The following is a 21,522-nucleotide window of genomic DNA, read 5'->3' as shown; positions in this document are numbered from 1 at the left end:
TTATAAAAATGAGTAATTTAAAAGGAGTTGGTGTTGCGTTGGTCACACCTTTTAATGAAGATTTATCCGTTGATTTCGATTCGCTTACCAAACTTGTAGATTTCAATATTGAAAACGGCACGAATTACCTGGTGGTTTTGGGAACTACAGCTGAGGCTGCAACGCTGTCCACAGAAGAAAAAAATCAGGTGGTGAGTCACATAATCAAAGTGAATAACAAACGTGTACCACTTGTTTTAGGAATTGGCGGAAACAACACCATGGAAGTGAAAAAGCAGATTGAAGAAACCGATCTTTCAGCTTTCGATGCAGTACTTTCAGTGTCTCCTTATTACAATAAACCCAATCAGGAAGGGCTTTACCAGCATTACAAAATGGTAGCTTCTACAGGAAAAGATATTATCATCTACAATGTTCCTTCACGAACCGGACAAAACATCGAAGCCTCAACCACTTTACGTTTGGCAAAGGAATTCCCGAATTTGATCATGATTAAAGAAGCTGCGCCGAACATTCTGCAGTATTTTGATATTTTAAGACTGAAACCGGCAAATTTCAATTTGGTTTCCGGTGATGACGAATTTACGCTTCCCGTAACTTTAGCCGGCGGAAACGGTGTGATTTCGGTGATTGGACAAGGTTATCCTAAAGAGTTTTCAACAATGGTTCAGTTGGCATTCGACGGAAAAGTGAAAGAAGCCTATGAAATTCACAACAAACTGGTTGAAATTACAAGACTGATTTTTGCAGAAGGAAATCCTGCCGGAATTAAAACAGTTTTAGCAGAAAAAGGAATCATTAAAAATTATCTGCGTTTACCTTTAGTTGCTGCAAGCGCAGGTTTACAGGACAAAATCAAAGCTGAAATGGCAAAAATTTAATCAGGACAAAACAATAACATAAAAGGACTTTTCAAAAAGAGTCCTTTTTTTATTTGCAGTTTTCTGTCAAAGCTTTAAAATAACGCTCACATTTCGCCAAATGCGTTCCGTACCAGGAAAAAGCTTCGCCATCGACCAGAATTATTTTCGAATCGGGAAGTTCTTTCTGAAGTTTATCAATATGTTTCTGCTGAAACGGAAAAGGTTCTGAAGAAAGAAAAATATAATCCGCAGGTTTCATCTCTTCGAAGGAAATTTCAGGATATCTTTTCTGATCTTTAAATACATTTTCAAAACCGATCTGATCTAAAACAGCATGTATAAAAGTATCTGAACCTACAGTCATATAAGGATTTTTCCAGATCAGATAAGCGCATTTACGTTTTTGTGAACCCGAGAAATCCTGAAAAATTTCATAAATTTTCAGGTTGAATTTCTGCGCAGTTTCCTGTCTGTCCAACAGATTTCCTAAAGTTTTCAGCAGATAATAATTATCTTCCAACGTGGAAATATTGGTCACCAGCACTTTGAAATATTTTTGCAGCTCTTCAATATGTTCTTTTACGTTTTCCTCTTTATTGGCAATGATGAGATCCGGTTTTAAACTTTTAATTTTTTTAATATTCAGGTTCTTCGTTCCGCCAATGATTTCGACATTTCGGACTGAATCTTCAGGATGAATACAGAATTTCGTTCGACCGATAACCTCGGTTTCATTTAAACCAAAATCAAAAAGTGCTTCAGTAATACTCGGAACAAGAGATATAATTTTCATGAGACCCAAAAAAATTAAAAATTAATATGAAAAGAATTACTTTCTAAAATTAGAGCATTTTTCCGCTGAGGAAAATTCCGGCAATGGTGAAATAAATAATCAGACCGGTAACATCGACCAGAGTTGCAACAAATGGTGCCGACGATGTTGCAGGATCCAGCTTTAAACGTTTAAGAACAAAAGGAATCATCGAACCGGAAAGCGTTCCCCAAAGCACGATCAGCACCAATGAAAATGCAATACTCAGCGCTACATAAATCCAATATTCACCGTAATTGAACAGACCGGTTTTCTGCCAGATCATAATCCGGATAAAACCTATGAATCCTAAAATTCCGCCAAGACACAGCCCGGAAACAATTTCTTTCCTCATCACATACCACCAGTCTTTCAGTGTGATTTCCTGCAGCGCCATTGCCCGGATAATAAGCGTTGCAGCCTGCGAACCCGAATTTCCGCCGCTCGAAATAATAAGAGGAACAAATAATGCAAGTACCACCGCTTTTTCGATTTCGTGTTCAAAATAGCCCATTGCGGAAGCCGTTAACATTTCGGAAAAGAAAAGGATTACAAGCCAGGTGGCGCGTTTTCTGATCATCTCCGTCCATGAAGTCTGGATATAAGGAAGATCGAGCGCCTCAAGTCCCCCAAACTTCTGGATATCTTCAGTATTTTGCTGCTCGATTTGGTCTAGGATATCATCAATGGTTACAATTCCTACCAAAACGCCGGCTTCTGTAACAATCGGAAGCGCCGTTCTGTCGTACTTTTCAAAATACTGAACTGCATCCTCTTTCGATGTGGTGGTGGTAATCGCCACAAAATGATTATCGGTAATATCAGAAATCAGCGTGTCTTCTTCCGCTAAAAGCAGAGAACCGATGGCGATATCGTCAATAAGTTTATTTCTTTCGTCAACAACATAAAGATGGTTCATCGTTTCCATCCTTTTTCCCACCTTTTTTATCTGCTGAAGACACCGCTTTACCGTCCATTCTTTTCTGATCTGGATATAATACGGCGTCATCAGTCTTGCGATGGAATCTGCATTGTAGCCTAAAAGCTTCAGGGCAATTCTTCTTTCCTGAGGATTCAGGTGATTGATGGAATACTTGATGAGTTCATCAGGAAAATCTTCGAACAGCGCCGTTCTGTCATCCGGAGTCATTGCATTAAGAATCTCCGAAACCTCTTCACTTCCGATACTTCGGAGGGTTTCTTCCTGAAAATCAGGATCAAGGTGGGAGAAGACTTCCGCTTTATATTGTTTAGGAACTTTCAGAAACGCCAAAACGCGCTCACTTGCCCGAAGGCCGCTGAGTGTTTCTGCAATATCTGCCGGATTAAAAATAAGTTCGTGGGTATCCAATATTTTCTCTGTTGAACTGCAAAAATAACTCAAAAACTTACAATTAACGAATAAATGGGTGTGATTAAATTTGAAAAAAACTAATTGTCCGCCACGCTCAGGTTATAGCTTTTAGATTTCCTTAGGGTTTTTCCCATATTGGTCATTGCGCCGGTTGTACCTATTTTAATGGAATTTTCTGCAGACCCCAGAATCCTTGCGTTCTTTTTGTAAGTATCATAATCGGTTTCTGTAATGAAATTCCCCAGCGAATCGTAGAGTTTCATACTGATAATTACCTGGTTGGAAAAAACATATTTTCCCAGTCCCACTTTGAAATATTTGACTTTCGGAACAATGGCAAGCTGTGCGTTGTTATTTTTACAGTATTCTTTGATGCTTTCAACATCTACCGAATCATAAGGAATATAAGAATCAACACGGAGAATCTTATAATTACGGAAAGGACCGGTTTGTTCGGAAATAGCAGAATAAAACGCCGAATAGGTCGGCTCTTTTATTTCATCAATATCGGGGAAAACTTCAGGGTTGAAGTAAATGATATTCTGCATCTTTACTTCCCTGGAAAAAATGCCCTTCTGTGCATGAACTGACTGAAAGCCAGCCAGAAGAAAAATGGCACCAAAGGTAAATACGTAAAAATTTTTCATTAGAATCTGTACTTGCAAAAATACTGCCATTGGTTGAAATAACAATAATAATTTTAAGAAATTTTTAACATTTAATTCTATCAATCTAATTTAAAGAAGCAATAATGTTTTCGTAAAAAAGAAAAATGTTGTACTTTTGCACCCGTTACATAATAATCATTAAAATAATATTGGAATGTACTTAACAACTGACAAGAAGAAAGAAATCTTCGCAAAACATGGAAAGTCTGAAACAGACACAGGTAGTACTGAAGGGCAAATTGCATTATTTACCTTTAGAATCAACCACTTATCACAACACTTAAAAGCTAACCGTCACGATTACGCTACGGAAAGATCTTTGGTAATGTTGGTAGGTAAAAGAAAAAGTTTATTAGATTATCTTAAGAAAAAAGAGATTGCACGATACAGAGCAATTATCGCTGAATTAGGAATTAGAAAATAATCTTCCATTACAAAAGAAAAAAAGCAACTCATCTGAGTTGCTTTTTTTTATTCCGGTTAACGCTTATACCCGTCTTCCGGTTAGAAGATTGATAACCGCAAGCAAAATAATAGATCCTACAGCCCCTGTCAGAATCTGACCGATCACTGCAGTTCCAAATGTTGTTCCCAGCAGGTAATATCCTATTACACCACCTACAATTCCGACAACGATATTGCCTATTAAACCAAGGCTGCCGCCTTTAAAGATTTGTGATCCTAACCATCCGGCGATTGCGCCGATAATAAGTGTCCATAAAATTCCCATAATGTTAAATTTTTAATTGTTTGATTTTTTTTATACATTAAATATGCCATTTGCACATCAGCCAGGACGAAATTTCAAAAATTTTAAATTTTAAAACCTTCCAGACCCTAAAATCTCTCCCGCTGAAATCATCAACAGAATAACGTGAACTAGCTTCAAAAAACCGAACACTGCACGGAGCGTCCTCAAAATCAAATTATAAGAAAAAACCGTATATTTGCCCACGAAAATTTAAAAAGATTAAATATTTAACCGCACTCAATACGGAGTGCCAAAGACGAAACAAATTTTATGAATGCTCCACAAGCAATTATTGAAAAAATTCAATTAAGCGATGGCAGAGAAATCACCATCGAAACAGGAAAGTTAGCAAAACAGGCTAACGGTGCTGTAGTAGTAAGAATGGGAGGCACGATGCTTCTTGCAACAGTTGTAGCCAGCAAAGACGCTAAACCAGGTGTTGACTTCTTACCTTTAACAGTAGATTACAGAGAAAAATTTTATTCAGCAGGAAAAATCCCGGGAAACTTTTTCAGAAGAGAAGCAAGACCGTCTGACGAAGAAATCTTAACGATGAGATTAGTTGACCGTGTTTTGCGTCCGCTTTTCCCTTCAGATTTCCATGCTGAAGTTCAGGTGATGATTTCCCTGATCTCTTATGATAAAGAATGTATGCCGGAATCTTTGGCCGGATTAGCCGCTTCTGCAGCAATCGCCATTACCGACATTCCGTTCAACGGACCCATGTCTGAAGTTACCGTAGCAAGAATCGACGGAAAATTGGTTGTTAACCCAAGTATGGAGAATTTAGCGAAAGCTGATCTTAATATTATGGTTGGAGCAACTAAAGATTCAATCGTAATGGTAGAAGGTGAAATGAATGAAATTTCTGAACAGGAAATGATCGAAGCGATCAAATTCGCACACGAAGAAATTAAAGTTCAGGTAGCCGCTCAGGAAAGATTAGCCGAGAGAGTTGGAAAATCTCTTCCAAAAAGAGAATATTCTCACGAAGATCACAACGAAGAAATCCGCGAAAAAGTTTGGGCTCAGACTTATGATAAAGTATTGGAAGTTGCTAAAACTCCTTCTGCCAAAGAAGAAAGACATGATAACTTCCAGGCTGTTTTAGCTGACTTTTTAGCTCAGTATTCTGAAGAAGAATTAGAAACAGTAGAACCTTTCGCAAAAATCTATTTCCACGATGTAGAAAAAGAAGCAATGCGTCAGATGATCCTTAACGACAAAATCCGTTTAGACGGAAGAAGCCCGGAAACGATCCGTCCGATCTGGTCAGAAGTTGATTATTTACCGGGAGCTCACGGTTCTGCGATCTTTACAAGAGGAGAAACTCAGTCATTGACTGCCGTAACTTTAGGATCTGTAAAAGATGCAAACATGGTGGATACCGTTGCGATTAATTACGATCAGAAATTCTTCTTACATTATAACTTCCCGCCGTTCTCCACTGGTGAGGCAAGACCTTTGAGAGGAACTTCAAGAAGAGAAGTAGGTCACGGAAACTTAGCTCAGAGAGCTCTGGCGAAAATGATTCCTTCAGAAAACCCTTACACCATCCGTATCGTTTCTGATATTTTAGAATCCAACGGTTCGTCTTCTATGGCGACTGTTTGTGCAGGAACTTTAGCATTAATGGATGCAGGTGTTCAAATTTCAAAACCGGTTTCCGGAATTGCAATGGGATTGGTAACAGATCCTAAATCAGGCAAATTCACTGTACTTTCCGATATCTTGGGAGACGAAGATCACTTAGGTGACATGGACTTTAAAGTAACAGGAACTGCAGACGGAATCACCGCTTGTCAGATGGATATTAAAGTTGAAGGTCTTACCATGGATATTATGGAAAAAGCATTGATCCAGGCGAAAGACGGAAGACTGCATATCCTGAACGAATTGCTGAAAACAATCGACACCCCAAGACCTGACGTTAAACCACACGCTCCGAAAATGGAAGTACTGGAAATTCCTAAAGAATTTATCGGTGCCGTAATCGGGCCTGGCGGAAAAATCATTCAGCAGATGCAGAAAGATTTCGACACCGTTATCGCGATTGAAGAAATCGGCGAAATCGGAAGAATCGAAATTTCAGGGGTTAACAGAGAAAACATCAATGCAACCATCGCTGCCATCAACGAAATTACATTCGTCCCTACCGTAGGCGAAGTATATAATGGAAAAGTAGTGAAAGTAATGGATTTCGGTGCTTTTGTAGCCATTGCAAAAGGAACTGAAGGCTTACTACACATTTCTGAGATCGAATGGGCACGTCTGGACAAAGTTCCTTACAACGAAGGCGATCAGGTAGAAGTAAAATTCATGGGTTACGATGACCGTAAGAAAATGAAACTTTCAAGAAAAGTACTTTTACCAAGACCGGCCCGTGAAGAAAGACCAGCTAGAGAAGACCGTCCGAGAGAAGACCGCCCACAAGGTGACAGACCTCAGCGAAGAGACGACCGACCGCAAAATAACGGCGGACAGAATCCTGAAAATAAAGGATAAAATAAGAAAACGCATCACAGCAAAACCACCGATTTATTCGGTGGTTTTTTTATTGATACAGTTGCTGTTAAGTCTTCCGGCCTGTCAGAAACTCCTTTCCCTTTTTACGATGATGCCCAGTTTTTCCAGGGTTTGATCATCACGGAAAAGCACTTTGGCAAAAGCGACGAGCTGGGTATATTTGGGGTAAAGCAGATCCAGCGCGGTATCCCGGATATCGGTCGCGCGCTGTGCTTCGCCGAGTTCTTTTTTCTGAGATTCCTTCAGGGCAGAGATCGCCACCAAAGCTGTCTGCTGCGCACCAATGGTGGCATCGTCAATGTTTACCGAGGCCGCTTTGGCTTTGAAAGCCGGGTTGGCCAGGATCTGCGCATAGAAATTACTTACCTGCTGAAACCATGCCGCATAAGCCTGTTTGCGTCCTGCCTCTATCCCCAGAGTGGTGTTGGCCTGGCGGTCCCCTTTGAAAACAATTTTTGCCAGGTTGCGGTGGCGGGTAAAGGCAGCGTCGATTTCCTCACGCTTCAGATTGAATTTGTCCGTTTCGGCGTACTGCTCGCCATACTCCATTTTCTGCTGCTGGCTCAGCTGCTCCAGATTGCCAATCTCTGTAAGATGATCATCCAACTGAGTTTCGGTAATGCCTACGGTTGCGAGTTCCGATAATATTTCGGGTTCTTTGGCATTGGTGAAAGCAACTTTCATTTTTGCGATCAGCTGTTCTGCAGAAACATATTTGCTTCTCGATTTCTTACCGTCTTGCGGATTTGTGTTTTCGGAATTTCCCATAATTATTTGTATTTAATTGTAAATGTAACAAATAAATTAAAGAATAAACAGATTATCAATTACGGAAATCCGTAAACAATATTGTTTTACCATTTCTGACACTTGCGGAACCATTTCTAACACTTGCGGAATGATTTCTGAAGCTTGCGGAATCATTTCTGACAGTTGCGGAATCATTTCTGACGCTTGCGGAATGAGTTCTGAAGGTTGCGGAAGGATTTGGGGACGGTAAAAAAGAACTCCGAAGTGTGGAGACTTCGGAGTTTGTGATTTATTCTGGTAAGCTCAAAGTCAGGAGACTTTGCGCAGCGGGGTTGTACGACCAAATCTTAATTAAAGTCATAAAGATTAGCCTCTTCCATATTTAATACTAATTTCTCATCAAAATCCACCATTGAATTTACAGGCTCATAAAAATTTAAAGAGTTATCATCTGCGGAATATGTTATTAAATATATGCTTTCTAATGGTGCTTCAATCTTGGCCAAAACTATATTAAATTGCTCAATCTCAAAAAGTTTTAAGGAAGCACATAAATATCCTTGGTTTTTATACAATATCATAGAAAATGTATATTTCTGCAAAAGTTCTAATTCAAAAATTGGTATTTTAAATTCTTTGTCTAAGGTCTCTTTTATTATTTGGAAATATCCTCGTGGAAATAGCTTTCTATTAAAACCCTGACCATTAAGAAACATAAGTTCCACAAAACTGTTGTTTTTCAATTTTGCAGATTTTCTCAAATCGTCAAATTCCTTTCCCAAAACAAATTCTGATCCTTTTATCAGCGATTGATATTCAAAAATTATTTTCAAGTAGAACTTTGAATATTTTTTTAACGACCATTTATAGAATATTATAAGATGGCGGTGTTCATTATTTCTCATCCTATAGTTTTTCAAAAGAATTTTTTTTACATCATTAACCTCTAATATTTTTTTAATAAACAATTCAGCTTGATCATCGTTTCGAGCAATCACAATTGGTGTATCATTAAATCTAAAAATGCGGGAATGGAAATTATGTGGAAGTAGCGAGGACAAGTAAGTGGTATAATTTTTTTTTTGTAATTGTGTAATTATCTCTTGGATTTCCATTAAGTAGTTTTCCCTCATTAATTTGTCCTTTTTATAAATATAAAAATAAAATCTTCCATCACCCTTTTTAATTATTTGCGATGGAAATTTTTTTCCTTTGATATTAGTTGCTACGAACCATTCTTTATATTCTTTAAACCACACGAAAAGCTTTTTATATATAAAACTTCTATCTGCATCAAGTGTCATATCATTAAGTATATCTCTTCCGACCCAAAAACTAATGGGTGAATATTTGAAAATCCAATCTTCAATATTTTCTCCAAAATAAGAATTACACTTTTCGCAAACACTATTTGTAAGTTTGTTGTTTTTGTGATCACTCTTCAATAGCTTTTTTGAAATAATGTGGGCAATATTTGTTTTTTCATTTTTTTTGCACCAAATACAAGTTCCCGTACCATTTTCAATATGGGAATTGTTTACTCGGAAAAACATTAGGTATTTTTTCATAGGCGATTTGGAAAAAGATATCGCAGAACGGGTGGTCAGCAATCAAATATAAACAAGTTTTGGGAATTCACTAAATAATTTGGAACTTTCAGCACTTAAAGAATTAAATAAAAATAAAATGATCTTAGACCAACTCAAAACCTCCACTGAAACCATAGCCTTTAAAGATGTGATTGCCTACATTGATGAACACTACGATTTCACGCCGACGAAATTCACGAACGGAAACCTGGTGAATGAAGCCAACCAAAATAACGGTTCGTGCAAAGTTTTCAGTCTGGGGAAAATGGAAAATTTATCCGAAGAACAGGTGCTGAATCTTTTTGGTGAATTCTACAGAGATGACGTACTGAAAAATCCCGGCGGAAACGACCACCAGAATATCAGAAACTTCATCGAATTCGGCTGGAAAGGAATTGCCTTCGAAGGTGAAGCGCTGCGTAAAAAACAATAATACCCCAAAGTGCTGAATGCTGGTCCGAAGATCAGCAAATAACAAAAAAACCGGGTTCATTTTCAACTTGGCTTAAAAATTGAAATCATACTGAAAAAATAAAACATTATGAATCCAGCACTTTTAAGAAAAATTCTGATGTGGGTAGCGCCGATCGCAATCGGTTACTTCATGAAAAAATATGAAGAAAGACACAGCAGAAAAGAACAGGAAAAAGCAATGGCCAAAACATCGGCAGCTTAAAAAAAAATCCAACTCATTTTTGAAGTTGGATTTTTTTTGCGCTTTTTCTTATCAAAATCTATTCATCTCCGGAAGATCTATTTTTAAAAACTGACGAATAGCATGCAGCAAAATAGGGTTTTCAAGCAATCTTATCAGTAATTTTATACTTTAAATCTGTAAAGTATGAACTTCCCAACCGACTTAGAAATCGCGCAATCCGCCAACATTCAGCACATCAAACATATTGCTGAGAAATTAGGAATCGATAATGATGATTTAGAATATTACGGAAAGTACAAAGCCAAAATTCCTTTAACCTATATCGACGAGGAAAAAATTAAAAAAGCCAAACTTGTTTTAGTCACTGCTATTAATCCGACCCCCGCAGGAGAAGGAAAAACGACGGTTTCTGTTGGCCTTTGCGACGGTTTGAATAAAATAGGAAAGAAAGCTATTGCGGTTTTGCGCGAACCCAGTTTAGGCCCTGTTTTCGGGATTAAAGGCGGCGCAGCCGGTGGCGGTTATGCTCAGGTGATTCCGATGGTGGATATTAATTTACATTTTACGGGAGATTTCTCGGCGATTGAAAAAGCGAACAACCTACTTTCCGCTTTGATCGATAATAATTTACAGAATAAAAAATTCAGTTTAAATATCGATCCGAGAACCATTACCTGGAAACGCGTGATGGATATGAACGACCGAAGTCTCCGCCAGATCGTCATCGGTTTGGGCGGCTCCAACAACGGCATTGCGCGTGAAGAAGGCTTCAATATCACTCCGGCTTCCGAAGTGATGGCGATTCTGTGTCTTTCAAAAGATTTTGAGGATTTAAGAAACCGCCTTGGAAATATATTCGTCGGCTACACTTTCGATAAAAGACCTATTTACGCAAGAGATTTAAAAGCAGAAGGCGCAATGGCGATCTTACTGAGAGATGCGATTAAACCAAATTTGGTACAGACTCTTGAAGGAAATCCGGCCATTCTTCACGGCGGACCTTTTGCCAATATCGCGCAGGGAACCAACACGATTATTGCTACAAAAACCGGACTTTCTTTAGGAGATTTCGTTGTTACAGAAGCTGGTTTCGGCGCTGATCTGGGTGCTGAAAAATTCTTTCACATCAAATGCCATTATGCCCAACTGAAACCTGATGCGCTTGTCCTTGTGGCGACCATCCGTGCGCTTCGTTATCACGGCGGCGCAACGAAGAAAGGCGAATTCGACAAACCCAATCTGCAGTTTGTGAAAAACGGAATCGACAATCTGAAAAAACATATTGAAAATTCTTTTAAGTTTGGATTAAGACCCATTGTAGCCATTAATCATTTTGCGGATGATGCGGCTGAAGAGATCGATTTTGTAAAAGAAGAGTGCGAAAAACTTGGTGTAAAAGCCATTATTGCAGATGAATTCACCAACGGCGGCGAAGGAATGAAAGAACTTGCCGCGGAAGTCGCAAGATGCGCATTCGAATGCGGAAACGATTTCAAACCTCTGTACAAAACCGAAGATGCCGTGGAGTATAAAATTGAAACGGTTGCCCGTGAAGTGTATGGAGCGAGCAGCGTCGTGTATTCCCAAAAAGCTAAAAACCAGCTGAAAACCATCTATGATTTAGGCCTGGATAAGCTGCCGATCTGCATGGCAAAAACGCAGAAATCGCTCACCGATGACGAAACAAAAATCGGGAGACCGACTAATTTTAAAATCACGGTGAGAGAATTTGAATTTGCGGCAGGCGCAGGATTTATCATTCCGATTCTTGGTGACATGATGAGAATGCCCGGCTTACCGAATATTCCCGCAGCAGAAAGAATGTCCATCGATAAAGACGGAAATATTACAGGCTTAAGTTAATTCGGAAATGGAAATTTAAAAATCGATGAAACTGGCATCTCTAAATTCTTTCAGAAGTTTCTGAAAGACTTTTTCTACCGGAAGAATCTCGTCGATCAGTGCAGAAACCTGTCCAATTTCAAGCTCGCCCTGATCAAGGTCACCTTCGAACATTCCGCGTTTTGCACGGGCTCTTCCGAGGGTTTCTTTCAGTGCTTCCACATCGCGGCCAGTTTCGTAAAGCCTTTCCAGATCGTAGAAAAAATTATTTTTGATCAGACGGACAGGAGCCAATTCTTTTAAAGTGAGCTGGGTGTCGCCTTCATTCAGCGAAATTACTTTGTTCTTGAAGTTTTCATGAGAACTTGCCTCTTCAGTCGCGGCAAACCGGGAACCAATCTGAACACCGTCTGCTCCGAGGATCATTGCCGCTTTCATCTGAGAACCGAGGCCAATTCCGCCCGCTGCAATCAGTGGTTTTGAAATGTGTTTTTTGACATTCGGAATCAGACAGAATGTAGTGGTTTCATCTCTTCCGTTATGGCCGCCAGCTTCAAAACCTTCTGCAACAATTGCATCTACACCGGCATCTTCACATTTTATGGCGAATTTGGTGGAGGAAACAACGTGAGCGACCTTCAACCCTTCTTTCTGTAAGGTTTCGGTATAAGTTTTTGGGTTTCCGGCAGAAGTGAAAACGATTTTCACGCCTTCTTCCAGAATGATCTTAATGACTTCATCCAGATTAGGATAAAGCATCGGCACATTTACGCCGAAAGGTTTGTCGGTCGCTGCCTTACATTTACGGATGTTTTCTCGCAGAATATCGGGATACATACTTCCCGCTCCAATTAAACCCAAACCGCCGTTATTTGACACCGCAGAAGCCAAACGCCAGCCGGAATGCCAAATCATCCCGCCCTGAATGATGGGATATTTGATATTGAATAACTCATTGACTTTATTCTGGTCTTCACGGTACATTTTTTCGGCGATCCCGAAATGGATAAAATTGCTCATGTCGTAAATTTAAAAAATTAATGAGAAAGCCGGAAATCTTTCGGAAGAAAAACCAACCTTTCCTATAGCCCCGATTGCAGCGGCATCCTTTTTTGGTGGCTGAGGCTCCCGAAGCCACCAAAAAAGATATAGCGAAAAGCGGGTACAGATTTGGGAGAAGCGGAACTCTTCATGCTCCCAAATAAAAAACTCTGCAAAATGCAGAGTTTAAAATTTTATTTACCGTCAGCACTTTTGCGCCAGTCGGTTTTGAAAGTACAGTCTTTATAACGGTTGTTGATTGAAATAAATACGCTTGGTAATTTTTCTTTCACCCATTTTTCGACCATTTCGTTTTTCTTTTTGTTGAGCGCCATTTGCTTGATTCTGTCGTAATCCGTCGCAATATCCAACTGGTGGGCAGCAATCACATCGTCTATTTTCACAATGCTTACGACTTTTTTGTCCTGCTGAATGGTCTCCTGGAAAACATCGGTAATATCCCCTTTATTGTGACCTGCGATCTGATAGGAAACGGTAGGCGGAAGATTCAGTTTTTCCATTTTATCGGAACCGTCTTCAGAGGTAAGAATTCCTGCGTTGAATTTTGTTTTTTTGTCGTCAGAAAATCTGTAGGCTGCTTCTTTAAAGGTTAATTTTCCGTCAAGAATTAAAGTTCTGATGCTGTCGAGTTCTTTTTTTGCGGTCGCAATTTCATCGGCATTCGGTTCAGCTTTCAGAAGGATGTGACGGGCGTCATACATTTTCCCGCTCTTCTTCACCAACTGAATTAAATGATATCCAAACTCAGACTCTACCGGATCGGACAATTCGCCTTCCTGAAGATTAAGAGCGGCAGCCTCGAAAGGCTTCACCATTTTTCCTTTTGAAATATTACTGTACAAACCGCCGTTTGCAGCAGATCCCGGGTCTTCGGAATAAATCCGCGCCTGGCTTTCGAAAGTTTCGCCGGCTAAAATATCTTTTTTTATTTTGTTTAAACGCGCAATGATTTCATCTTTATGGGCATCGGTCAGCTTAGGATACATCGTGATCTGGGACAGACTCACCTCATCTTTTACTTCCGGAAGCTGAAATTTATAAGTGTTGAAAAAATCGGTTACTTCGTTTGGAGTTACGTCGGCTTTATCGGTGATTCTGCCGTATTTCATCTGTCCGTAGTAATTATCGGTATCAATTTTTTCAATGGCATTTTTCATTTCATACGACGTACGGAACTTGTAAGCAGCAAGCATTGTTTTTTCATCGGGGAACTGACCAAGAATCTGGTTGTATTTCTGGCCTGCGTTTTCTTTAATTGCTGCAGAACGGTTTTCGATGAGCGTATCTCTTTTGGCTTCGTAGATCAAAAGTTTGTTGTTGATGATACTTTCAACAAACTCGCATTTGTCAGCAACATTTGCACCCTGCTGTTTAGCGTAGTTGGCCTGATCCTCAATATCTGATTCCAAAATAATTTCGTTTCCTACTACCACTGCAATGCCGTCTACTAAATCTCCGGCTTTATGCTGTGCATTCATTTTTATCCCGAAAAAGGCAAAAATAAAGGTAAAAAGAAGCGCAAATTTTATTTTCTTGTTCATATCCATTTTTTAACGATTTGCAAAATTATCATTCTAAACGAAATAACCTGCATTTTTTATTATAATTATTTCTTAAAATTCTTTTCCAAATCTTTCATGAATTCGGGCTGAATGACAATATTGGTCTTCGATTTCTGCAATGTGATCATTTCTCTGAGTTTTTCTTCAGTCACCGCATCTTTAAGAAGTTCCTCAGACTCTACTTCTGTCATCTGAGTTGGCGGAAGAATCCTGTCAATGGCAATCACTAAAGACCGTTCTTCCATCTTCGTCTGATGAACGCCGGTTTTGAAAGGCACTTTATATTTCGTGAAAACATCTGCATCTTCGGACATCTCTCCTTTTTCGAAATGTACCAGAATCTGTTTTTTATCGTTCAGTTTTCCGTAATATTTAGCTTTAAGGGTTTCCCAGTTTTTAGGGTTTTTAATGTCTTTCTCGATTTCTTTATTGAGTTTTTCATCAGCAATAATCGCTACTCTGCCTTCGGCTCTGTTTCCCCAAACATATTTCTGTTTGTTTTTATTGTAATATTCAGTCAGCCATTCCGGATGTTTTGCAATTTCTTCATTCAGATATTTTGAAAAGATATAGTCGGAATAAAGTCCTTTTCTGAAATCATTAAGCTGTTTTTTAATGTCTTTCTGACTGGTAAAATCAAGGCTGTAAAATCTCATCAAGTCCTGAGTATTCGCTCCAGACATTGCTTCACTCCAGAAAGCAGGTGAAAGTTTTTCGGCCTCACTTTTCTTGTCGGCGATCAGTTTCTTAAGGTCTCCCACCGTCGTCTGGTGATTTCTGTACTGGTAAAGAACGGTATTATCTTTTGCCGCATTGAAAATCTGATAGGATTTCTTCACATTCTGAAATTCCGGAAACTCTTTGTAAGTGGGATCAGATTTTAAATAGGCAATCATTTTATCCTGAAGATGTTCGCCATAGAGTGAACCGTTCATGTCTTTCAGAAAAAACTCCCGGTTTTTATCCGTTAACACATAAGGTTCTACGTTGTAAATATTAAATACAAAATAATTTTCTCCGAACAGGAAAGGTTCCGGCGAGTAAAACCCTGATTTTTTCCCTTTGAAAACTTCATACACTTCATCAGGCAGCGTCGGCGATCCCATTACCACTCCTCCGTTTTCCTTTTCATGTTCATTGGCACCGTATAATTTGGCTACTTCCTGAAAGCTTTTTCCGGCTTTTAGATCTGTATAAATTTTGGTTTTCATCGCCTCTGCATCCGCATTTTTAGGATAGGACATTGTTCCGAAAACCATATATCCCAAACTCGGTCTTGAGCTGATTACTTTGGCAAATGCAACATACGAAGACGTATTCTGAAGTTTTGTTAAAGAATTATCAGGCAATGCTTTCAGTTCCGCATATAAACCGTTATCCACACTTCCGGGTTTGATGAAAATTCCTTTCGGGCCGCCCTTGGTGTATTTGGTAATGGCATCTTCCATCGTCATTTTCCCAGATTTTACATCGTTGTAGATCTGCTGGTAATTATTTTTGTCGCCTTCTGTCTTCTGCACCATAAAAATCTGCACCTGCTTTTCAGTCTGGCTGTCTTTCAGGTATTCATTCAGAACCGGATCTACAACCTGTTTCGGATAAAAAAACTGCGCTCTCAGATCGCCTTCCCTGTTCATCATTTTTTCCCGGAAAGACGCCGTGGTATCCACCTTGTTACCGGCAGCAAACTGCTGAAGCAATATAAAATCTTCTGTAGATTTAATGGTTTTTTCGATACCGCTGTTCTTTAAACCGTACTCGTATTCTTTCTTGAAATCGGCAAGCGAAATACTGTCTTTTCCGATGATCATATATTGGGCGGACATTGCGCTTCCCACACTCGCCAACATCATGAAAGCAAATAATTTTTTCATATTTATGTCTTCTTTATAATAGTGAAGATTAATTCAAATTGAATGAATAATTGAGATTTTTGTGCCTGAAAATTAAACTTCTACCTCGAAAGTAGTTAATTCTTTGAAATTTTTGATACGGGCGATCATTTCGGTTTCAGTTACTTCCTGCAGTTTTTCTGTCCCGAATTTTTCTACCGTGAATGAGGCCATTGCTGAGCCAACAATCAATGCAGATTTCATCGTCTCAAAACTGAAATCTTCTTTTTTAGCAAGATAGGAAGCAAAACCGCCGGCGAAAGTATCTCCCGCTCCGGTTGGATCGAAAACCTCTTCTAAAGGAAGCGCAGGAATAGCAAATATTTTTCCTTCGTGGAAAAGCAATGCACCGTGCTCTCCTTTTTTAATGATGACAAAATCAGGTCCCATGGCGTGAATTTTCTTCGCAGCTTTTACTAAAGAATATTCTCCTGAAAGCTGTCTTGCTTCTTCATCGTTGATCGTGATGACATCGGTCTTGGCAATCATCAGCATTAAAGTGTCCCAGGCAGAATCCATCCAGAAATTCATGGTATCCAAAATCACCAGTTTCGGACGCTCTTTCATTTTTTCAAGAACAGAAAGCTGAACACCAGGATGAAGGTTTCCTAAAAGTAAAATTTCAGAATCCTGCATGGAATCCGGAATTTTAGGATCGAAATTTTCCAAAACATTTACTTCCGTTACCAAAGTATCTCTAGAATTCAGGTCATTGTGGTATTTTCCGCTCCAGAAAAAAGTTTTTCCGTCTTTTACGATTTCAATTCCTTCGATATTTACGCCTTTATCGGTAAGCATATCTAAATCAGACTGCGGAAAATCGCCGCCTACAACGGAAACAATTCCTGATTTTACGTTAAGAATGGAAGCTGCGATTCCAATATATGTTGCAGCACCTCCCAAAATTTTATCTGTTTTCCCAAAAGGGGTTTCAATAGCGTCAAAAGCGACAGAACCAACGACTAAAAGTTTCATGTATATGTTTTATTTAATATTAATAGTATTTGAATTTATTCCTGAGTTTTCCGGATTTTTACTTCCATTCAAAAGTATCGATCAGATGCAGCAGGTCTTTTTTGATATAATCTACAGCGGGCGCCAGCGAATCAGGTTTTGGCCTTGAGTTGAAATATAAATTTGCGGTCACATAATGCCTTGTGGAATCAGTCACAAAAAACTGAAGATTGGATGCTGTAGGACCTTTCAGTTCATAAAAATTTCCGAAAACCCTGCGTTCAGGATAACTGAAAGACTTCGTATCGATAGAACTCGCCTTAATTGTATGTTCGTAAACCATCTTTTCGGATTCTTTCACGTGCAGCAGAAAATCATTTTTCACAGGAAAGTAAGTAATAAATACTTTTGCCTTCATTTTCGGATAATCGATATAATACCAGCAGGCGTTTTTTGCATTTTTGATCTGTGCATAATCAGAATACTCAAAACTGAAATTACAGGGCGATGAAAATACCTGATATTTGGGCTGTGGATATTCCAGTCTAAGTTCACCGGAAGGTTTCGGCTGTGTTTCCTTGCTACAGGAAAATAAAACAAATCCTAAAAAAGTGAAAATGAGTTTTTTAAACATTTCGCAAAAGTACAAATTAGATTTGAGATTTCGAAGTGGAAATCAATCGGACAGTTTCGTATTGATTTCGCAGGAATTTTGAGGTTTCTGAATAATTAATTCAAATAAAAAGACTTAGGAATCACTGTTTTGTGTTATCAATCATTCAATCCTATGAGATTCCTAAGTCAGTTTAAAACAGTTACGTAAGGTTAACTGCTTTCAATTTAGATGATATTTAAATGAAAAGTTAAACAGCTGTTACTCAATTCTGTTCAAATAATTTTCAAGCGGCTTCGGGAAAGATTTCTGATGGGAATTTTCCAAATCCGTAATAATAAAACCGCCGCTTTCGGCAAAATTTTCAAAGCTTTCCTTAGAAGGCAAAATGACCTTGTATATATGTATCGTCAGATTTTTGTGCGTAAGTTTATGAGAAACCGTTTTTTCCCCAACGATGAATGACTTAAATTCGGAAGGAATTTCTGAAGGAAATTCATACAGTTTTTTCCAGATGAAATCTTCTTTTCTCTGCCGGATCAAAAACTGATTTCCAAATTCTACAAAATAATACTCCAGTACAAGATCTGTCGGTTTTATTTTTTTGGATTTGACAGGAAAATCCTGAACTTTTCCCAAATTAATAGCAGCACAATCTGTATTTAAAGGACAGCTGTCACATTTCGGATTTTTCGGCCTGCAGATTTCAGAACCCAAATCCATCATCGCTTCATTGAAATGTCCTGCTTCATTTTCAGGCATCATTCTAAAAGCCAATTCCGAAAAATAGTTGAACGCTTTTGAGTTCGAAACATCAAAATCGTCAGCAAAAACACGGGATAAAACGCGGTAAAAATTACCGTCAACCGCCGGGATTTTCGCTCCGAAACAAATGCTGGAAATTGCCGCCGCCGTATATTTTCCCACGCCTTTCAACTGCAGAATATCATCATAATGCTCCGGAAATTTTCCATTAAATTCGTGCATGATCTGCAGCGAGGCTTTATGAAGATTCAGCGCTCTGGAATAATAGCCGAGTCCTTTCCAGTAAAGTAAAACTTCGTCATTTTCTGCATTCGCTAAAGTCTCTACATCGGGAAATCTTTTAATGAAATTATTATAATGATTCAATCCCTGTTCAATACGGGTTTGCTGAAAAATAATTTCGCAAATCCAAATCTTGTATGGATCATCCGTATTCCGGAAAGGCAAATCCCTTCCGTGTATTTTATACCAGGCAAGCAGTTTTCTACCAACGTGAAGAAAATCAGCATTTTGTTTTTTACTTTTCAAAAAATGTTCTTATATTTGCACACCAAAAATATAAATAAATAAAGGAAATGACAAAGGCAGAATTGGTGAACACCATCTCAAATAAATTGGGAACTGAAAAGAATGAAACACAGAAAGTTGTAGAGGCGTTCATGCAGGAAATCAGAACTTCAATGTATAATGGCGACAATGTTTATTTAAGGGGGTTTGGATCATTCGTGATTAAAACCAGAGCAGCAAAAACGGGAAGGAATATTTCTAAAAACACAGCAATCGAAATCCCAGCTCACAATATACCGGCTTTTAAACCATCTAAAACGTTTGTAGAAAAGGTAAAAACCAAAGTAGCAATAAAATAATTAACTGAAAAGAATATAAGTTACAAATTAAAAATTTTTAAATTATGCCAAGCGGAAAGAAAAGAAAGAGACACAAAGTTGCAACTCACAAAAGAAAAAAACGAAGAAGAGCGAACAGACACAAGAAAAAATAATCTCTTCGCGATTACAATATAACAATATAGTTGGTGTTTTTATATTTATAAAACTTCACCAGCTATATTTTTGTTTTATTCAAAACTTGAAAAGAACGGATAATGGGAGTTCGTCTTTATTTGAAACTTCCCATGACCAGACACAAAACGTTCTTTTCCTTAGTCGGTAAAACACTTTTTTAAGTACAAAAAACAATTAAAAAATTTTAAAATTAGTGTTTAGGAACTATAGTAATTCTTAAATATTAATCGCTCTGAATCTTTTTAATTCCTTAATTCAACAATGAAGAAAGAACTGATTATATCGCATGAAGATGAGCATTCGAAAATTGCCCTGCTCGAAGACGGAAGGCTTTTGGAACTCCATGAACAGGAGGACAAGAGCGACTTCGTTGTAGGCGATTTATTTATTGGTAAGGTAAAAAAACTGGCGCCCAACCTTAATGCTGCTTTTGTAAGCATTGGGTACGAAAAAGATGCATTTCTGCATTATCAGGATCTGGGGCCGCAATTTCTCACGTATAAAAAATTTCTTAAAGACACGGTTGCTAAAAGACAGCAAAACTCTTCCCTAAAAAATTTCGAAATTCAGCCGGAAATCAACAAAAACGGTCTTATTGATAAGGTTCTTGCAAAAGATGACAGTGTTATTCTGCAAATCACAAAAGAACCCATCTCTACAAAAGGACCCAGAATATCCACCCAAATTTCTCTTACAGGAAGATTCCTAGTCTTAATCCCTTTCGACAAAAGCGTATCCATTTCAAAAAAAATCGGCAACGCTGAAGAAAGAGAACGTTTACGGACTTTAATTGAAAGCATTAAACCTGAAGGTTTCGGAGTGATCATAAGAACCGTTGCCGAAGGCAAAAAAGTAGCAGAACTGCATAACGACATGAACCAGCTGGTTCAGAAATGGGAAACTACTTTCAAAAATCTTCAGAAAAACAAGGTTCCAAGCAGGGTTTTAAGCGAAGAAGATAAAGCTTCCGCCATCCTGCGCGACAATTTCAATGCTGATTTCGTTTCTATTATTTGCGATGACGAGCAAATGGTGAACGATATGAAAGCTTATATTGAAGTAATTGCTCCGGAAAGAAAAAATATCGTTCAGTTCTACGACAAACCTATTCCTTTGATGGAATATTACAACGTAGAAAAACAGCTGAAACAAAGTTTCGGAAAACATGTCAATATTCCGAGCTCGAAAGGTGCTTATCTTGTTATCGAACACACAGAAGCTCTCCACGTAATTGACGTAAACTCCGGGAACAACATTTCCTCAGGAAATTCTGCAAGCAAAGAACACGCATTGAACGTAAACAAAATGGCTGCGACTGAAATCGCACGTCAGCTGAGACTCCGCGATATGGGAGGAATTATCGTTGTAGATTTTATCGACATGATCAATGCCGACCACCGGAGAGATTTATACGAACACCTGAAATCAGAAATGAGCCGCGACAAAGCGCGCCACAAAATTTTACCACCAAGTAAATTCGGACTCATCCAGCTTACGCGTCAAAGAACGCGTCCCGAAAACATCATCGAAACCAAAGAAGAAAACCCGAATGTCCACGGCGAAATTGTCGCCCCGATTGTTGTGGTTGAACGCATGGAAGAAATGATACGCAATATCATTCAAAAGGAGAAAGGAAAAATTTTCCTTCACGTACATCCTTTTGTGGAAGCGTACCTCACCAAAGGACTGGTAAGCATCCAGACGAAATGGTATCTGAAATACAAAAAATGGGTAACCATCATACCGCGTGATTCCTTCAAGTATCTGGAATACAAAATTATTAATTCCAAGAAAGAAGAACTGGTAAGTTATTCCAACTAATGCAGAAGCATGATAGATC

The 21,522-nt window shown here is 38.7% G+C and carries 20 protein-coding genes; 8 read left to right on the top strand and 12 right to left on the bottom strand.

Translation table 11 applies throughout. The annotated features are described in order from the left end of the window. Positions 1 to 8 precede the first annotated feature (8 nt). Positions 9 to 881 (top strand): 4-hydroxy-tetrahydrodipicolinate synthase, encoded by an 873-nt coding sequence (gene dapA / locus KSK37_RS07335; RefSeq protein WP_217200487.1) that lies wholly within the window; start codon positions 9 to 11, stop codon positions 879 to 881. A gap of 49 nt (positions 882 to 930) precedes the next feature. On the opposite strand, the gene KSK37_RS07330 is transcribed toward dapA, so the two are convergent. The 3 genes from KSK37_RS07330 to KSK37_RS07320 form a co-directional block, all read right to left on the bottom strand. Further along, positions 931 to 1,656 (bottom strand): ABC transporter substrate-binding protein, encoded by a 726-nt coding sequence (locus KSK37_RS07330; protein WP_217200485.1) that lies wholly within the window; start codon positions 1,654 to 1,656, stop codon positions 931 to 933. A gap of 49 nt (positions 1,657 to 1,705) precedes the next feature. Beyond that, positions 1,706 to 3,025 carry a magnesium transporter gene (gene mgtE / locus KSK37_RS07325; RefSeq protein ID WP_246566321.1) on the bottom strand — a complete coding sequence of 440 codons (1,320 nt, stop codon included), beginning with the start codon at positions 3,023 to 3,025 and terminating at the stop codon, positions 1,706 to 1,708. A gap of 80 nt (positions 3,026 to 3,105) precedes the next feature. Continuing rightward, positions 3,106 to 3,675 (bottom strand): pyruvate decarboxylase, encoded by a 570-nt coding sequence (locus KSK37_RS07320; protein WP_217200480.1) that lies wholly within the window; start codon positions 3,673 to 3,675, stop codon positions 3,106 to 3,108. 175 nt (positions 3,676 to 3,850) lie between these two features. Between KSK37_RS07320 and rpsO the strand changes: the two genes are divergently transcribed. After that, on the top strand, positions 3,851 to 4,120 hold the full coding sequence (gene rpsO / locus KSK37_RS07315) for a 30S ribosomal protein S15 (RefSeq protein WP_088359756.1): 270 nt from the start codon (positions 3,851 to 3,853) through the stop codon (positions 4,118 to 4,120). Positions 4,121 to 4,183: 63 nt separating this feature from the next. Here the strand turns inward: rpsO and KSK37_RS07310 are convergent, their stop codons facing one another. After that, positions 4,184 to 4,426 carry a GlsB/YeaQ/YmgE family stress response membrane protein gene (locus tag KSK37_RS07310; RefSeq protein WP_088359755.1) on the bottom strand — a complete coding sequence of 81 codons (243 nt, stop codon included), beginning with the start codon at positions 4,424 to 4,426 and terminating at the stop codon, positions 4,184 to 4,186. 291 nt (positions 4,427 to 4,717) lie between these two features. Here KSK37_RS07310 and KSK37_RS07305 point away from each other — a divergent pair, with 291 nt between their 5' ends. After that, positions 4,718 to 6,952 carry a polyribonucleotide nucleotidyltransferase gene (locus tag KSK37_RS07305; RefSeq protein WP_217200478.1) on the top strand — a complete coding sequence of 745 codons (2,235 nt, stop codon included), beginning with the start codon at positions 4,718 to 4,720 and terminating at the stop codon, positions 6,950 to 6,952. Positions 6,953 to 7,036: 84 nt separating this feature from the next. On the opposite strand, the gene KSK37_RS07300 is transcribed toward KSK37_RS07305, so the two are convergent. Together KSK37_RS07300 and KSK37_RS07295 are read right to left on the bottom strand one after the other, a co-directional pair. Then, positions 7,037 to 7,741: a PQLLE family protein gene (locus KSK37_RS07300; RefSeq protein ID WP_217200476.1), complete on the bottom strand. Its 705-nt coding sequence runs from the start codon at positions 7,739 to 7,741 to the stop codon at positions 7,037 to 7,039. Positions 7,742 to 8,070: 329 nt separating this feature from the next. Then, positions 8,071 to 9,291, bottom strand: coding sequence for an HNH endonuclease (locus KSK37_RS07295; RefSeq protein WP_217200474.1), 1,221 nt, complete (start codon positions 9,289 to 9,291; stop codon positions 8,071 to 8,073). Between the two features lie 118 nt (positions 9,292 to 9,409). On the opposite strand from KSK37_RS07295, the gene KSK37_RS07290 reads away from it, so the two are divergent. The 3 genes from KSK37_RS07290 (at position 9,410) to KSK37_RS07285 (ending at position 11,833) form a co-directional block, all read left to right on the top strand. Beyond that, on the top strand, positions 9,410 to 9,745 hold the full coding sequence (locus KSK37_RS07290) for a HopJ type III effector protein (protein WP_217200472.1): 336 nt from the start codon (positions 9,410 to 9,412) through the stop codon (positions 9,743 to 9,745). Between the two features lie 108 nt (positions 9,746 to 9,853). After that, a complete protein-coding gene (locus KSK37_RS14150; RefSeq protein ID WP_281418157.1) occupies positions 9,854 to 9,988 on the top strand; it encodes a hypothetical protein in 135 nt (44 codons plus the stop codon). A gap of 165 nt (positions 9,989 to 10,153) precedes the next feature. Then, positions 10,154 to 11,833 carry a formate--tetrahydrofolate ligase gene (locus tag KSK37_RS07285; RefSeq protein ID WP_217200470.1) on the top strand — a complete coding sequence of 560 codons (1,680 nt, stop codon included), beginning with the start codon at positions 10,154 to 10,156 and terminating at the stop codon, positions 11,831 to 11,833. A gap of 15 nt (positions 11,834 to 11,848) precedes the next feature. Here KSK37_RS07285 and KSK37_RS07280 read toward each other — a convergent pair whose 3' ends face one another. The 6 genes from KSK37_RS07280 to mutY form a co-directional block, all read right to left on the bottom strand. Then, on the bottom strand, positions 11,849 to 12,796 hold the full coding sequence (locus tag KSK37_RS07280) for an NAD(P)H-dependent flavin oxidoreductase (RefSeq protein WP_217200709.1): 948 nt from the start codon (positions 12,794 to 12,796) through the stop codon (positions 11,849 to 11,851). Positions 12,797 to 13,047: 251 nt separating this feature from the next. Then, on the bottom strand, positions 13,048 to 14,415 hold the full coding sequence (locus tag KSK37_RS07275; RefSeq protein ID WP_217200468.1) for a peptidylprolyl isomerase: 1,368 nt from the start codon (positions 14,413 to 14,415) through the stop codon (positions 13,048 to 13,050). Positions 14,416 to 14,480: 65 nt separating this feature from the next. Further along, positions 14,481 to 16,310 carry a peptidylprolyl isomerase gene (locus KSK37_RS07270; protein WP_217200466.1) on the bottom strand — a complete coding sequence of 610 codons (1,830 nt, stop codon included), beginning with the start codon at positions 16,308 to 16,310 and terminating at the stop codon, positions 14,481 to 14,483. Between the two features lie 72 nt (positions 16,311 to 16,382). Continuing rightward, positions 16,383 to 17,303, bottom strand: a complete 921-nt coding sequence (locus KSK37_RS07265) for a PfkB family carbohydrate kinase (RefSeq protein ID WP_088359915.1) — start codon at positions 17,301 to 17,303, stop codon at positions 16,383 to 16,385. Between the two features lie 58 nt (positions 17,304 to 17,361). After that, entirely contained in the window at positions 17,362 to 17,916 is a 555-nt protein-coding gene (gene gldD / locus KSK37_RS07260) for a gliding motility lipoprotein GldD (RefSeq protein WP_217200464.1), read from the bottom strand. Positions 17,917 to 18,156: 240 nt separating this feature from the next. After that, positions 18,157 to 19,188 carry an A/G-specific adenine glycosylase gene (gene mutY / locus KSK37_RS07255; protein ID WP_217200462.1) on the bottom strand — a complete coding sequence of 344 codons (1,032 nt, stop codon included), beginning with the start codon at positions 19,186 to 19,188 and terminating at the stop codon, positions 18,157 to 18,159. A gap of 47 nt (positions 19,189 to 19,235) precedes the next feature. Between mutY and KSK37_RS07250 the strand changes: the two genes are divergently transcribed. Together KSK37_RS07250 and KSK37_RS07245 are read left to right on the top strand one after the other, a co-directional pair. Further along, positions 19,236 to 19,526 carry an HU family DNA-binding protein gene (locus tag KSK37_RS07250; RefSeq protein ID WP_088264242.1) on the top strand — a complete coding sequence of 97 codons (291 nt, stop codon included), beginning with the start codon at positions 19,236 to 19,238 and terminating at the stop codon, positions 19,524 to 19,526. A gap of 417 nt (positions 19,527 to 19,943) precedes the next feature. Then, positions 19,944 to 21,503, top strand: coding sequence for an Rne/Rng family ribonuclease (locus KSK37_RS07245; RefSeq protein ID WP_088359744.1), 1,560 nt, complete (start codon positions 19,944 to 19,946; stop codon positions 21,501 to 21,503). Positions 21,504 to 21,522 lie beyond the last annotated feature (19 nt).

It is taken from the genome of Kaistella soli, from assembly GCF_019038595.1.
GTDB classification, from domain to species: Bacteria; Bacteroidota; Bacteroidia; order Flavobacteriales; family Weeksellaceae; genus Kaistella; species Kaistella soli.
This window is presented reverse-complemented; position numbering and strand designations above follow the sequence as displayed.

Coding starts and splice junctions, on each gene's coding strand:
- gldD (WP_217200464.1), bottom strand. CDS start 17,916: ATGTTTAAAAAACTCATTTTCACTTTTTTAGGATTTGTTTTATTTTCC.
- KSK37_RS07310 (WP_088359755.1), bottom strand. CDS start 4,426: ATGGGAATTTTATGGACACTTATTATCGGCGCAATCGCCGGATGGTTA.
- KSK37_RS14150 (WP_281418157.1), top strand. CDS start 9,854: ATGAATCCAGCACTTTTAAGAAAAATTCTGATGTGGGTAGCGCCGATC.
- KSK37_RS07270 (WP_217200466.1), bottom strand. CDS start 16,310: ATGAAAAAATTATTTGCTTTCATGATGTTGGCGAGTGTGGGAAGCGCA.
- KSK37_RS07290 (WP_217200472.1), top strand. CDS start 9,410: ATGATCTTAGACCAACTCAAAACCTCCACTGAAACCATAGCCTTTAAA.
- KSK37_RS07280 (WP_217200709.1), bottom strand. CDS start 12,796: ATGTACCGTGAAGACCAGAATAAAGTCAATGAGTTATTCAATATCAAA.
- KSK37_RS07275 (WP_217200468.1), bottom strand. CDS start 14,415: ATGAACAAGAAAATAAAATTTGCGCTTCTTTTTACCTTTATTTTTGCC.
- KSK37_RS07330 (WP_217200485.1), bottom strand. CDS start 1,656: ATGAAAATTATATCTCTTGTTCCGAGTATTACTGAAGCACTTTTTGAT.
- KSK37_RS07245 (WP_088359744.1), top strand. CDS start 19,944: ATGAAGAAAGAACTGATTATATCGCATGAAGATGAGCATTCGAAAATT.
- KSK37_RS07265 (WP_088359915.1), bottom strand. CDS start 17,303: ATGAAACTTTTAGTCGTTGGTTCTGTCGCTTTTGACGCTATTGAAACC.
- rpsO (WP_088359756.1), top strand. CDS start 3,851: ATGTACTTAACAACTGACAAGAAGAAAGAAATCTTCGCAAAACATGGA.
- KSK37_RS07250 (WP_088264242.1), top strand. CDS start 19,236: ATGACAAAGGCAGAATTGGTGAACACCATCTCAAATAAATTGGGAACT.
- KSK37_RS07295 (WP_217200474.1), bottom strand. CDS start 9,291: ATGAAAAAATACCTAATGTTTTTCCGAGTAAACAATTCCCATATTGAA.
- KSK37_RS07300 (WP_217200476.1), bottom strand. CDS start 7,741: ATGGGAAATTCCGAAAACACAAATCCGCAAGACGGTAAGAAATCGAGA.
- KSK37_RS07305 (WP_217200478.1), top strand. CDS start 4,718: ATGAATGCTCCACAAGCAATTATTGAAAAAATTCAATTAAGCGATGGC.
- dapA (WP_217200487.1), top strand. CDS start 9: ATGAGTAATTTAAAAGGAGTTGGTGTTGCGTTGGTCACACCTTTTAAT.
- KSK37_RS07285 (WP_217200470.1), top strand. CDS start 10,154: ATGAACTTCCCAACCGACTTAGAAATCGCGCAATCCGCCAACATTCAG.
- KSK37_RS07320 (WP_217200480.1), bottom strand. CDS start 3,675: ATGAAAAATTTTTACGTATTTACCTTTGGTGCCATTTTTCTTCTGGCT.